Below are 13,561 nucleotides of genomic sequence, written 5' to 3' on the forward strand. Positions count from 1 at the left end.
TCCTCCCGATCGGGTCGCCGCGGGGGCGGCGAGTGTCGGGAGGGACGATAGCGTGGCGGCGCCAGCCCGCTCAGAGCGCGCCGAGGTAGCGGCGACGCTCGTACGGGGTGACCTCGCGGCGGTACTGCTCCCATTCGGAGCGCTTGTTGCGCAGGAAGAAGTCGAAGACGTGCTCGCCGAGCACCTCGGCGATCAGCTCCGAGCTGGCCATCACCTCGATGGCCTCGGAGAGGTTCTCCGGCAGCGACTCGTACCCCATCGCCTTGCGCTCGGCGGCGGACAGCGCCGACACGTCGTCCTCGGAGCCGGGCGGCAGCTCGTAGCCCTCCTCGATGCCCTTGAGGCCGGCGCCGAGCATCACCGCGAAGGCCAGGTACGGGTTGGTCGCCGAGTCCAGCGAGCGGACCTCGACCCGGGCCGAGTTCGGCTTGCCGTACGCGGGGACCCGCACCAGTGCGGACCGGTTCAGGTGCCCCCAGCACACGTACGCCGGGGACTCGGTGATCCGGTCCGGCAGCGCCTGCGGGAACAGCCGTTTGTAGGAGTTGACCCACTGGTTGGTGACCGCGGTGTACTCGCGGGCGTGCACCAGCAGCCCGGCGATGAACGCCTTGGCGACCTTGGAGATCTTCATCGGGTCACCGGCGTCGTGGAAGGCGTTGCGCTCGCCCTCGAACAGCGACAGGTGGGTGTGCATCCCGCTGCCCGGCTGGTCGGTGAAGGGCTTGGGCATGAAGGTCGCCGCGACGCCGTGCGACAGGGCGACCTCCTTGACCACGTGGCGGAAGGTCATGATGTTGTCGGCGGTGGTCAGCGCGTCGGCGTAGCGCAGGTCGATCTCCTGCTGGCCGGGGGCGACCTCGTGGTGGCTGAACTCGACCGAGATGCCGATCCGCTCCAGGGCGAGCACGGCCTGGCGGCGGAAGTCGCGGGCCACCGCGTGGGTGGTGTGGTCGAAGTAGCCGCCGGAGTCGACCGGCACCGGGGTGGACCCGTCGGCCGGGCTGTTCTCCAGCAGGAAGAACTCGATCTCGGGATGGGTGTAGAAGGTGAAGCCCTTGTCGGCGGCCCGGGACAACGCCCGGCGCAGCACGTGCCGGGGATCGGCCCAGGACGGCGTGCCGTCGGGCAGCAGGATGTCGCAGAACATCCGGGCGCTCTCGCCGCTGACGCCACCCTCGAACGGGAACACCTGAAATGTGGTGGGATCCGGCATGGCGACCATGTCGGACTCGAAGACCCGGGCGAACCCTTCGATGGCGGAGCCATCGAAGCCGATGCCTTCTTCGAATGCTGCCTCAAGCTCAGCCGGCGCGACCGAGACGCTCTTGAGCGTGCCGAGCACGTCGGTGAACCACAACCGAACGAAACGGATGTCGCGCTCTTCCAGAGTACGGAGCACGAACTCCTGCTGACGGTCCACGTCTACCCCTCGTGACACTGGTCTGCCCGGACCGGTTCCATTCTCCGCGCTGCTGCCCTCCAGCGCAGGACCAGGTGCTGTCGGCTCCCACCTGAGCTGCCCAGTCTTTACCGACCTCGTTACACCGACGTTACGGGACCGCTCCGGTCGCGCACCTGGCGGGGCCAGCCGACAATCCACGCCATTCCGGCGCTTTGCTATCGACCACCACGAAGGGGATATTAGACCACGGTCACCGGGGAATACCGGAGCATGTCCGCACAGTCACCTGACTGGTCCACCTCGCGACCGCCGGCAACCGGCGGGTTGGTCGGGGGTGCGCTGGGGGAAGATAGCGACATGCCGACGCTGCGCATCGCCCTCGCCCAGGTCAACCCCACCGTTGGCGATCTACCGGGCAACGCCCGGCTGGTCCGCGACTACACCCGTACGGCGGTGGACGCCGGCGGGCAACTGGTCGTGTTCCCGGAGATGATGCTCACCGGCTACCCGGTGGAGGACCTGGTGTTCCGGGAGTCGTTCGTCGCCGCCGCCCGGTCCGGCGTCGGGCAACTCGCCGCCGACCTGGCCGCCGACGGGTTCGGCGACGTACCTGTGCTGGTCGGCTACCTCGACGCCGACGGACCGGCCGCGATCAGCGCCGAGGCCGACCCGGGCCGGGGTCCGCGCAACGCCCTCGCCGTGTTGCACGGCGGCAGCGTGGCGGCCACCTACTTCAAACACCACCTGCCCAACTACGGCGTCTTCGACGAGGACCGCTACTTCGTGCCGGGCACCGCGTTGACCGTCGTACGCGTCGGCGGGGTCGACGTGGCGTTGACCATCTGCGAGGACCTGTGGCAGGCCGGCGGGCCGTTCACCGCCGCCCGCCGCGCCGGTGTCGGCCTGGTCGTCACGGTCAACGGGTCGCCGTACGAGTTGGACAAGGACGACGCCCGGCTGCCACTGGTGCGGCGGCGGGCCGCCGAGGCCGGCGCCACCGTGGCGTACGTCAACCTGGTCGGCGGGCAGGACGAACTGGTCTTCGACGGCGACTCGATGATCGTCGCCGCGGACGGCACGCTGCTGGCCCGCGCGCCGCAGTTCGTCGAGCATCTGCTGCTGCACGACCTGACGCTGCCGGACGCGGACGCCCCGGCGCAGGACCGCGCCGCGACCCCGGAGACCGCCGACGCGACGGCCGCCCCGGAGACCCCGGACGGCCCGGACCGGATGACCGTCGACCGGGTGGTGGTCGGTGACCGGTTGGCCGACCCGACGGGTGGGCCGGTCAGCGGCGGGGTCGCCGAGCCGTTGCCGGCCGAGGCGGAGATCTGGTCGGCGCTGGTGCTCGGGCTGCGCGACTACGTCCGCAAGAACGGCTTCTCCTCGGTGGTGCTGGGGCTGTCCGGCGGGATCGACTCGGCGGTGGTGGCCGCGATCGCGGTGGACGCGCTCGGCCCGGACCGGGTCGTCGGCGTCTCACTGCCCAGTCAGTTCTCCTCCGAACACTCCCGGGCCGACGCCGCCGAGCTGGCCAAACGGACCGGCCTGGACTACCGGATCGAGCCGATCCAGCCGATGGTCGACCCGTTCCTGGCCAACATCTCGCTCTCCGGGCTGGCCGTGGAGAACCTGCAGGCCCGGGTGCGCGGGGTGATCCTGATGGCGCTGTCCAACCAGGAGGGACACCTGGTGCTGACCACCGGCAACAAGAGCGAACTGGCGGTCGGCTACTCCACCCTGTACGGCGACTCGGTCGGCGGCTTCAACCCGATCAAGGACGTCTGGAAGTCGCTGGTGTGGACGCTGGCCCGGTGGCGCAACGACGACGCCGTCCGGCGCGGCGAGGAGCCGCCGATCCCGGAGAACTCGATCGCCAAGCCACCCAGCGCGGAGCTGCGACCCGGCCAGCTTGACACCGACTCGCTGCCCGACTACGCGCTCCTCGACGGGGTGCTCACCGGCTACATCGACGGCGACGCCGGCCGCGACGACCTGGTCGCCGCCGGGCACGATCCGGAATTGGTCGACCGGGTGCTGCGGATGGTGGACCTGGCCGAGTACAAGCGGCGGCAGTCGGCACCCGGCACCAAGATATCGATCAAGGCGTTCGGCCGTGATCGACGACTGCCGATCACGAACCGGTGGCGGGAGCCCGGCGACGGCTGAGATCCGTCGGGTGACCGGGTGAGGTGTGAATTCCTGCACTGAAGCCTCTGCGTGCCGGTGCCGCCGGTGGCACCATCGGGACGTACCCCGGGGACCGCGACCGCGGCCACGAGGGTGAGAGGAGACGACGATGTCCCGATCCACGCCGGCCGAGGCCGTCGCACTGTACGGCGGACCGGTCAGCCGCCGGGTCCGCACCCGTGACCTGATCGCCGCCAAGGAACGCGGCGAACGGTGGGCCATGCTCACCTCGTACGACCAGTACACCGCCGCGATCTTCGACCAGGCCGGCATACCGGTGCTGCTGGTCGGCGACTCCGCGGCGAACAACGTGTTCGGCCACGAGACCACTGTCCCGGTCACCGTCGACGAACTGCTGCCGCTGGTCCGGGCCGTGGTCCGGGCCACCCGGGGCGCTCTGGTCGTCGGTGACCTGCCGTTCGGCTCCTACGAGGAGGGGCCGACGCAGGCGCTGCGGACCGCCGTACGGTTCATGAAGGAAGGCGGCTGCGGCGCGGTCAAACTGGAGGGCGGCCGGCGGGTCGCCGACCAGATCGCCGCGCTGACCGGGGCCGGCATCCCGGTGATGGCGCACGTCGGCTTCACTCCGCAGCGGGAGCACACCATCGGCGGCTACCGGGTGCAGGGCCGTGGCGACGCCGCCGACGAGGTGATCGCCGACGCCCACGCGGTCGCCGAGGCCGGCGCGTTCGCCGTGGTGCTGGAGATGGTGCCGGGGGTGGTCGCCAAGCGGATCACCCATGACCTGCCGGTGCCGACGGTCGGCATCGGCGCCGGCCCGGAGACCGACGCGCAGGTGCTGGTCTGGCAGGACATGTCCGGCATGCGGTCCGGCCCGACCCCACGGTTCGTGAAGACCTACGCCGACCTCGCCGGGATGCTCGCCGACGCGACCCGCCGGTACGCCGACGACGTCCGTGCCGGCCGGTTCCCGACCGCCGCACACACCTTCTGACCGACCGCCGTCACCGTCCGGTCCCGGCGGATCGCAAGATCCCCCGGGACCGGGCGATCTCACAGATCGGTGACCCGTACCCCGGAATGCGCCTTGTACCGGCGGTTGATGGCGATCAGGTTGGCGGTGAACGCCTCGATCTGGTGCGCGTTGCGCAGCCGGCCGGCGTAGATTCCCCGCATGTCCGGGATCCGGGCGGCGAGCGCGGCGACGACCGCCGCCGCCTCCCGGTCCTCGGCGCAGATCAGTACGTCCAGGTCGATCCGCTCGATCTTCGGGTCGGCCAGCAACGGCGCGCTCAGGTGGTTGAAGGCGGCGCAGACCCGTGAGTCGGGCAGCAGCGCCGCGGCCTGCTGCGCGGCGCTGCCCTGCGCCACCGGCAACGGGTACGGGCCCTGCTTGTCGAAGCCGAGCGGGTTCACGCAGTCGACCACGATCTTGCCGGCGAGCGGGCCGCGCAGTGCGGCGACGGTCGCCTCGTGACCCTCCCACGGCACCGCGACGATCACCAGGTCGGACCCGCCGGCCACCTCGTCGTTGCCGTCGCCGCTGATCACCCCGGCCGCGACCCCGGGCAACGCGGCGATCTCCTCGGCGGCGGCGGCGGCCCGGGCACCGTCGCGGGACCCGATGCGGACCGGCTGGCCGGCGCGGGCGAGCCGGTACGCCAGGCCCCGTCCCTGGTCGCCGGTGCCGCCGATGATGCCGACCGTCAGGCCGGAGACGTCGGGCAGTGTGCTGGCGTCATATCCCATCCGCTCATCCTCACCCACCGGACGGCCGCACGGGACCGGACCGTGACGTCGACCACCACCCGGTTCCGCACCGGCCACCACCTGCTCCGACCTACGGTCAGCCGCCGTTCGCGGCGGGGACCGGCCCTGGCTCGTCGGCCGGGTACCGGAAGATCACCCGCCGGTTGGCCGGGTCGGCGGTGACCAGCCGGACCCGGACCCGTTCGCCGACCGGTGGAGCGCCGGTGCAGCGGGCGATCACCGCCGGCTCGTCGAGAGCGACGGTGCCGCGCGGCGCCCGCTTCGCGGTGCCCGGGTCGGCGTCCAGCACCGCGACGTCGAACTCCGCACCGACCCGGTTCGCCAGCAGCACCGCCTCGGTCAGGTCGATCGCGGCGCGGGCCGCCGCGCTGGCGGTCCGGTCGGTACCGGCCATCACCTCCGGCAGCCGGGGCAGCGCCTCGGCGACCGGCGGCGGTACCTCCCGGCCGGCGCTCACCGCCAGGCAGACCTCCGTGGCGTACCGGTCGGCCAGCCGCCGCAACGGCGCGGTGACGTGGGCGTACGGGGCACCGACCCCGCCGTGGCCGGATTCTGCCGGCGGCTGGCCGGCGAACGCGGTGTACCGGGCACCGCGCAGCAGTTCGGCGGCGTGGTCCAGGAACGCGGCACCGCGCGGCTGTGCCGCGTCGACTCCGGCGGTGACCTCACCGACGGCCGCGCCCGGCGGCCACCAGACGCCCAGGGCACGGGCCGCTGCCCGCAGCCGGGTCACCGCCGCCGGTTGCGGTGCCGGCATGGTACGCAGCAGACCGACGCCGGCCCGCAGCATGATGTCGGCGGCGGCCATCCCGGTGAGCAGCGAGATCTGGGCGTTGTACTCCTCGATCGGCAGCGGTGGACGCAGCACCAGTCGCCAGCCGTGGCCGGCTGGTTCGACGTCCTGGTCGGGCAGCGGGAGCGCGACCGCGCCCCGTGCCGCCGCCCGCGCGCTCAGCAGCCCGCCGATGCGTGGCAGCCGGGCGATCGGCTCGGCGAGTTCGGCGAGCCGACCGGCGGCCAGTGCGGCGTGCACGGTCGGGTAGTCGAGCTGTGCCCGGCTGCGGACCCGGGCGCGGTCCAGCCGGGTGTCGACCAGCGCGCCGTCGGCGGCCAGGTCGAGCGTCCACACGACGGCCGGTCGGACGGCGTCGGGCAGCAGGCTGGCGGCGTTCTCGCTGAGGCTGGGCGGGTGCAGCGGGATGGTTCCGTCGGGCAGGTAGATGGTCTGGCCACGGCGCCAGGTCTCGGCCTGCAGCGGGCCGCCGTCGGTGACGAACCGGGCGACGTCGGCGATCGCGTACCGGATCCGGAAGCCGCCGCCGGGCCGGTCGGTCAGGCACATCGCCTGGTCCAGGTCGCGTGACCCGGGCGGGTCGAGGGTGACGAACGGGATGTCGGTGAGGTCGGTGAGGTCGGCCTCCGGCGGCGGTACGCGCGACGCCGCCTCGTCCGCCTCACGTTGCGCCGCGGGCGGGAACGCGGTGGGCAGTTCCAGCTCGCGGCGCAACGCGCCGAAGTCGATCCGGGGCGCGGTCAGGCGTGGCAACGGCACGGATCATTCCTAGCAGCCGGCCGCCACGGGACGCGTCGGTGGTACGGCGACGGCCGGCCGGACACGGTGTGCAGATGCGGTGGCCGGTGTGCGCCCCGGGTCAGCGGCCGGCCTTGCGGGCGGTCTGGGTCCCGGCCTTCTTGGTGGTCTTCTTCGCGGTCTTGCGGGTGGCCGCCGCCTTCTTGGCGGTGCCCCGCTGGGCGGGGGTGGCGTTCCTCGGTGAGGTGGCCCGCTGCACCCGGCCCGCGGTGCGTTTCGTCGCGGCGGCGACCTTCTTCCCGGCCCGGCCGGTGGTGCCCTTGGCCGGCGTGGACCTGGTCGCGGTCGTCGTCGCCGTGGTTTTCGCGGCTGTGCTCTTGCCTGCGGTCGCGGTCTTCTTCGCCGGGCTGGTCTTCCTCGCTGGGCTGGTCTTCGCCGCCGGACTGGTCTTGCGGGCGGTGGCCGTCGCCTTCTTGGCTGGAGTGGTCTTGCGCGCCGTGGCCGTCGTCCTGCGCGCCGCCGGGCTGGTCTTCTTGGCCGCTGCCTTCTTCGCCGTCGGGCTGGTCTTGCGCGCCGTCGGGCTGGTCTTCTTCGTAGCGGGTTTCTTTGCCGCCGTCGCGGACGTCTTCCGCGCGGACGTCTTCTTCGCCGCCGGACTCGTCTTGCGCGCCGCCGTCTTCGTGGTGGCGGTGCTCGACGCCCGCCGGGTGGCGGGACGGGTCGCGGCTTTGGTGCCAGCAACCATGACTTTCTCCTCCTTGCGGACTTTCAATGGATTTGTCCCCCATGGAGACAATGGAGTCTCCGGTCCCCGACCCAGGTACGGCCGGACCGGCCTAGCCCTGCTCCCCGGTCCAGCGGGCGTCCTCGGTCTCCCACTCCTCGTTGCGTTCCGACACCCGCTGCAGCGCCTGCTCAGCTTCGGCCTTCGAGGTGTAGGGACCGAGCCGGTACTTGGCGGCACACAGGTCCGCCCCGGACTCCACGCGCTGATGACGAAGACACCAGAAGTACTCGCCACCAGGTCCGCTGTCGCTCATGAGAACACTGTGCACGGAAAAACGGCAAAGCGCCACCGTTTCGCCCAAAATGTCGCCGCTTTTCCATAATAGACGTGCGCCATTGCGGCCGGCTCCCATGCCGGCAATTGACGGCTCGATACGAAAGTGCCGGCAACGCTCCGCGCCAAGGCGAGTCGAGTCGAGTCGAGTCCATCCTGGGCGGAGCGGACCGGGTGCCGCCGCGGAAACCGAGCCAGGTCAACCGGTCGCGAACGCGGTCTCGATCAGCCGCCGCAGCCCGTGGCCGTCATCGACGGTCACGTCCGGCACCCCGCCGGGCTGGCCACGTTCCCGACCGGTGCGGGCCGAGACCATCAGCACCGCCGCACCGGCACCGGCCCGCCGGGCGCACGGGATGTCCCGGGCCGGGCTGTCCCCGACGAACCAGCAGTCCGCCACCCGGACGTCGAGTGCCCGCGCGGCGAGCCAGGCGACCTCAGGGTTGGGTTTACGCACCCCGGCCTCGTCGCTGTAGATCTGTACGGCGAACCGGTCACCGAGATCCACCGAGTCGAGAAAGTCGCGGTGCGCCGCGCCGCACAACGTGTTGCTGACGATCGCCAGCGGCAGGCCGGCGGCAGCGGCGGCGTCCAACGCCGCACGGATGCCGGCGCGTACCGTCCAGTCCGCGCGCCAGGTCCACGCGTAGCTCAACGCGGTCGCCTCGCGCAGCACCGCGTCGCGGGCCGGGGCCGGCCAGCCGGTCGTGATGAACTCCCGCCAGACCTGTTCGTGGCCGTACTCCCTGGGGCGGTCCTGCTCGCCGATCCGGTCCCGCCAGGCGGCGTACTCGCGTTGCCCGTCGACCAGTGACCGGGTGATCCGATCGGCGGACAACGCGTCGCCGACCAGCCCGCACAGCCGGTCGACCAGGTGGACCGGCCGCGGTGACATGGACGGGGCGTCGACGAGGACGCCGCCGAAATCGAGCAGCAGAGCGCGAGGGGTGGGCAGCATCCGACCATCATCCCCGGTGGCTGGACACGTCGGCGACCCCTGGGACTCGCCATGTTTACGCAAACACGGCGAGCACTGCTAGTGTCAGCGCGGCTACCGGCGTACCCCCGGCACCGGGCATCGCCGACGCCGGGAGAGGAAGGTGTCGACGCCTGATGAGCTCGACTGCACCCGACCCGCCGGGGCGTCGCCGACGCCGGGTGTCGATGGCCGACGTGGCCCGGCTGGCCGGGGTCTCCACCCAGACCGTCTCCCGGGTGTCCACCGGGCACCCAGGCGTCATCCCCAGCACCCGCGAGCAGGTCGTCGCCGCGATGCAGCAGCTCGGCTACCGGCCCAACAGCGCCGCCCGGGCACTCAAGTACGGCGAGTTCCGCACCATCGGCGTGATCACCTTCACCCTGTCCACCACCGGCAACAGCAACACCGTGGAGGCGATCGCCACCCACGCCGCGGCCGAGGGTTACGTGATCACGCTGATCCCGGTCGCCGCTCCCACCCAGGACCGGGTGCTCGGTGCCTTCACCCGGCTCGGCGAACTCGCGGTCGACGCGGTCATCGTGATCATGGAGGTGCACCTGCTCGACACCAGCACCGTGCTGCTGCCTCCCGACGTGCATCTCGTCGTGGTCGACTCGGACGCCGGCGACCGCTACCGGGTGGTCGACACCAACCAGGCCGACGGTGCCCGGCAGGCCGTCCGACACCTGCTCGACCTCGGCCACCGTACGGTGTGGCACGTCGCCGGCCCGTCGGAGTCGTACGCCGGCGAGCGGCGGGCGACCGCCTGGCGTACCACCTTGTCGCAGGCCGGCCGGGAGGTGCCGGCGCTGCGCCGCGGCGACTGGTCGGCCGAGACCGGCTACCGGGCCGGTCTCGAACTGGCCGACGAACCGGACTGCACCGCGATCTTCGTCGCCAACGACCAGATGGCGCTCGGGGTGCTCCGTGCCATGCACGAACGCGGCCGGGTGGTGCCCCGCGACGTCAGCGTGGTGGGCTTCGACGACATCGCCGAGGCCGGCTCGTTCATCCCGCCACTGACCACCGTCCACCAGGACTTCGCCGAGGTCGGACGGCGCTGCGTCGAGGCGGTGCTGCACCAGGTCCGCACCGGCACCGCGCAGACCGGCACCACCCTGGTACCGACCCGCCTGGTGATACGCGACAGCACCGCCGCCCCGCCGACGGCACGCTGACCCAGCGGTGCCGACGGCACGCTGACCGGATCCCACGACCGGTCAGTGCGCCGTCGGCACCGCCCGTACCGAGACCCCCCGGGGCGGCAGCGTCTCGGCCGGCCCGACCAGCGGTACGCCCGCAACGTCGGCCAACGACACCGGCTCGTCGGTCCGGTTGATCAGGAACCAGTGCTCGCCCCGGACGGCCAACTCGACCCGGCCCCGCAGCCGCTCCGGCAGGTCGCTGGTCACCCCGGCCGCCGTCGCGAAGCTGGCCAGCACACCGGCCAGATCGGACACTCCGAGCCGGGTGGAGACGTAGCCGGCGGAACCGGCACCGACCGTACGGCGGGTGACCGCCGGCCGGCCGGCGTACTCGCCGGTGCGGTAGGACGCCAGCACCTCGACCTGCGGATCGGTCACCGTGACACGGTCGGTCCACAGCTGCCCGGTCGCCCCGGTGTCCAGCAGCACCTGGGCGCCGTCGGGCAGCGGGCCGAACTCCTCGATCCGAATCCCGAGCAGGTCTCGCAGCGCCCCCGGGTAGCCGCCGAGCCAGATGTGGTCGTGCTCGTCGACGATCCCGGAGAAGTAGGTGGTCACCAGGTGGCCGCCGGCGGCGACGTAACCGCGCAGCCGGTCGGCGAGCGCCGCCGGCACCAGATGCAGGATCGGGGCGACCACCAGGCGGTACCCGGAAAAATCGGCGGCGACCGGCAGCACGTCGGCCCGGATGCCGAGCGCGAGGAACGCCGAGTACCAGTCGAGCGCCTCCTGCTTGTAGCGCAGCCGCGACGTCGGATGGGAGTCCTGCTCGCAGGCCCACCACGACTCCCAGTCGAACAGGATCGCCGCCGGTGCCGGGGTACGCCCGGTGCCGGCGACACCGGCCAGGTCGGACAGCGTACGGCCGAGCGCGGCGACCGAGCGGAACAGGTCGCTGTCGGCCCCGGCGTGCGGCAGCATCGCCGAGTGGTACTTCTCCGCCCCGGCAGCCGACTGGCGCCACTGGAAGAAGCAGACCGCGTCGGCACCGTGCGCCACATGGGTCAACGAGTCACGGGCCAGCTCACCGGCGCGTTTGGGCAGGTTGACCGGCTGCCAGTTGACGGCACTGGTGGAGTGCTCCATCAGGAACCACGGCCGTCCGCCGGCCAGGTTGCCGGTCAGGTTCGCCGAGAAGGACAGTTCGTCGAGGGCCTGCGGCCCGGGGTGCACGTAGTGGTCGTTGGCGACGAAGTCGACCTCACTCGCCCAGTCGGCGTAGTTCATCCCGGACGACTCCCCCATCACCATGAAGTTGGTGGTGACCGGCACGTCCGGGGTGACCTCGCGCAGCAGGTCGCGTTCGGCGCGCAGATGCGCACGCAGCGCGTCGGAGGAGAACCGCTTGAAGTCCAGCTGCTGGGTCGGGTTCGGGTAGGAGGCGGCCTGCCGGGGCGGCAGGATCTGGGCGAAGTCGGTGTACCGCTGCGACCAGAACGCCGTACCCCAGGCGTGGTTGAGCGTGTCGATGTCGCCGTAGCGGTCCCGCAGCCAGGTCCGGAACGCGGCGGCGGCGTCGTCGGAGAAGTCGTAGACGTTGTGGCAGCCGAGTTCGTTGGAAACGTGCCAGGCGGCCAACGCCGGGTGGTCACGGTAGCGCTCGGCGATCGCCCGGACCAGGCGCAACGCGTACACCCGGAAGATCGGTGAGGTGGGCCGCCAGTGTTGCCGGGCGCCGGGCCAGACGGTGGCGCCGTGCCGGTCGACCGGCAGGATCTGCGGGTGCGCGGCGGTCAGCCACGGCGGCGGCGAAGCGGTCGCGGTGGCCAGGTCGACGGCGATGCCGTTGGCGTGCAGCAGGTCCATCACGTCGTCGAGCCAGGCGAAGTCGAACTCGTCCGGGCCGGGCTGCAGCCGTGCCCAGGAGAAGATGGCCAGCGAGACGATGTTCACCCCGGCGGCGCGCATCGCCGCCGCGTCGTCGTCCCAGACCGACCGGGGCCACTGTTCGGGGTTGTAGTCGGCACCGTAGCCGATCCGGGGGCCGCCGTTGCCCGGCCAGCGCAGCCAGCGGTAGTCGCCACCGAACGCCACGTACGTCTCCTCGCTCCTGGGGGGGTGGGCGTGGGCCCGGCACCGGCCGTCGCGGCGGTGCCGGGCTGCGCCGGGTCAGCTGACGGTGAAGCCCTGGTCGGTGCCGTAGCTGACGCAGGTGTCCCGCCAGGCGTTCAGCGCCTCGGTCAGCGGGGTGTCCGACACGTACGCCTGCCCGACAGTGTCGTTGAACACGCTGTTGGCGTAGACCTGGAACGGCAGGTAGGACCAGCCGTCGACGACGTTGCCGGCCGACTCGGCGAAGATCTCGTTGGCCTGCTGCCCGCCGAAGTACGCGAACTCGGTGCCGAGGAACTCCGGCGACTGCAGCTGCGCGGTGGTGGCCGGGAAGGCACCGCCGTCGACCCGGATCTGCACCCCGTCGCCGGCGTTGGCGTACTCGATGAAGCCGTACGCGAGGGCCTTGTTCGCCGCCGCCGACGGGACGGCCAGCGAGCTGCCGCCGTTCTCGGCGCTGGCGGTGCCGCCGGCGTCCCACTGCGGCAGCGGGGCGACCCGCCACTTGCCGGCGCCGTCGGCGACGCCGGAGATCAGGTTGGCCGGCATCCAGGCGCCGGTGGCGAGGCTGGCGATAGTCCCGTCAGCCAGCCCCTGGTACCACTGGTCGCTCCACGAGCTGACCGGGGCGAGCAGGTCCTCGCTGATCAGCTGCTGCCAGGTGTCGGCGAACCGGGCCGAGCCGTCGTCGGTGAAGTCGATGCGCACCTCGGTGCCGTCGACCTGGAACGGCTGACCACCGGACTGCCAGATCAGGCTGGTGGTGAAGCCGGCGTCGCCGACGTCGTTGGTGATGTACACCTGCGGGTCGGCCCGGTGCAGTTCACGGGCGGCGTCGACGTACTCCGCCCAGGTGGCCGGCACGTCGATGCCGTGCTCGTCGAAGACCTCCTGGTTGTAGAACAGCGCCATCGGGCCGGAGTCCATCGGCAGGCCGTGGACGCCGCCGCCGGTGTTCACCGACGACCAGGGTCCGGGGGTGAAGGTGTCGGCCAGGTCGCCGGCGCCGTAGCCGGTGAGGTCGGTGACCGACCCGGCGAGGGCGAACTGCGGCAGCGCGTAGTACTCGATCTGGGCGACGTCGGGCAGCCCGTCACCGGCGGCGATCGCGTTCTGCAGGGCGGTGTACTGGTCGTCGCCGGTGCCGGCGTTGACCAGTTCCACCGTGACGTTCGGGTAGGCGGCCTGGAACCCGGTGACGACCTCGGCGAGGGTCGGTTCCCAGGCCCAGACGGTCAACTCTCCGCCGGCCTCCAGGGCGGCCTGCACGTCGGCGGCGGAGACCTGCTCGTCACCGGCGGAGTCGGTCGGGTCGTCGCCGGAGCCGCAGCCGGCCAGCGCCAGGGTGGCCGCCGCGGCGACCGCGACCGCCCGCACAGTGGTGCCGTTCATGGGGTGTCCCTTTCGG

Annotated in this window: 11 protein-coding genes; 3 read left to right on the top strand and 8 right to left on the bottom strand. The window is 72.0% G+C overall.

What is annotated here, in order from left to right:
• Positions 1–70: 70 nt before the first annotated feature.
• Positions 71–1,423: a type I glutamate--ammonia ligase gene (glnA, locus tag ACN27J_RS10410; RefSeq protein WP_123602782.1), complete on the bottom strand. Its 1,353-nt coding sequence runs from the start codon at positions 1,421–1,423 to the stop codon at positions 71–73.
• A 339-nt stretch (positions 1,424–1,762) separates the two neighbouring features.
• On the opposite strand from glnA, the gene ACN27J_RS10415 reads away from it, so the two are divergent.
• Together ACN27J_RS10415 and panB are read left to right on the top strand one after the other, a co-directional pair.
• A complete protein-coding gene (locus ACN27J_RS10415) occupies positions 1,763–3,574 on the top strand; it encodes an NAD+ synthase (protein ID WP_421365491.1) in 1,812 nt (603 codons plus the stop codon).
• A 130-nt stretch (positions 3,575–3,704) separates the two neighbouring features.
• On the top strand, positions 3,705–4,550 hold the full coding sequence (gene panB / locus ACN27J_RS10420) for a 3-methyl-2-oxobutanoate hydroxymethyltransferase (RefSeq protein WP_421365493.1): 846 nt from the start codon (positions 3,705–3,707) through the stop codon (positions 4,548–4,550).
• A 59-nt stretch (positions 4,551–4,609) separates the two neighbouring features.
• On the opposite strand, the gene npdG is transcribed toward panB, so the two are convergent.
• The 5 genes from npdG to ACN27J_RS10445 all read right to left on the bottom strand — a co-directional run bounded on the left by npdG (position 4,610) and on the right by ACN27J_RS10445 (position 8,875).
• Positions 4,610–5,305 carry an NADPH-dependent F420 reductase gene (gene npdG, locus ACN27J_RS10425; RefSeq protein WP_278170406.1) on the bottom strand — a complete coding sequence of 232 codons (696 nt, stop codon included), beginning with the start codon at positions 5,303–5,305 and terminating at the stop codon, positions 4,610–4,612.
• 97 nt (positions 5,306–5,402) lie between these two features.
• Positions 5,403–6,878 carry an RNB domain-containing ribonuclease gene (locus ACN27J_RS10430; RefSeq protein ID WP_421365494.1) on the bottom strand — a complete coding sequence of 492 codons (1,476 nt, stop codon included), beginning with the start codon at positions 6,876–6,878 and terminating at the stop codon, positions 5,403–5,405.
• Positions 6,879–6,978: 100 nt separating this feature from the next.
• Positions 6,979–7,602, bottom strand: coding sequence for a histone (locus ACN27J_RS10435; RefSeq protein WP_421365496.1), 624 nt, complete (start codon positions 7,600–7,602; stop codon positions 6,979–6,981).
• 91 nt (positions 7,603–7,693) lie between these two features.
• Complete coding sequence (locus tag ACN27J_RS10440) at positions 7,694–7,897, bottom strand: SPOR domain-containing protein (RefSeq protein WP_123604862.1); 204 nt, start codon at positions 7,895–7,897, stop codon at positions 7,694–7,696.
• Positions 7,898–8,116: 219 nt separating this feature from the next.
• Positions 8,117–8,875, bottom strand: coding sequence for an HAD family hydrolase (locus tag ACN27J_RS10445; protein WP_421365498.1), 759 nt, complete (start codon positions 8,873–8,875; stop codon positions 8,117–8,119).
• Positions 8,876–9,030: 155 nt separating this feature from the next.
• Here ACN27J_RS10445 and ACN27J_RS10450 point away from each other — a divergent pair, with 155 nt between their 5' ends.
• On the top strand, positions 9,031–10,074 hold the full coding sequence (locus tag ACN27J_RS10450) for a LacI family DNA-binding transcriptional regulator (RefSeq protein WP_421365500.1): 1,044 nt from the start codon (positions 9,031–9,033) through the stop codon (positions 10,072–10,074).
• Between the two features lie 42 nt (positions 10,075–10,116).
• On the opposite strand, the gene ACN27J_RS10455 is transcribed toward ACN27J_RS10450, so the two are convergent.
• Entirely contained in the window at positions 10,117–12,135 is a 2,019-nt protein-coding gene (locus ACN27J_RS10455; RefSeq protein WP_421365502.1) for a beta-galactosidase, read from the bottom strand.
• A gap of 75 nt (positions 12,136–12,210) precedes the next feature.
• A complete protein-coding gene (locus ACN27J_RS10460) occupies positions 12,211–13,545 on the bottom strand; it encodes an ABC transporter substrate-binding protein (RefSeq protein WP_421365504.1) in 1,335 nt (444 codons plus the stop codon).
• Between the last annotated feature and the right edge of the window lie 16 nt (positions 13,546–13,561).

This window comes from Solwaraspora sp. WMMB762, assembly GCF_049179115.1.
Classification (GTDB): domain Bacteria; phylum Actinomycetota; class Actinomycetes; order Mycobacteriales; family Micromonosporaceae; genus Micromonospora_E.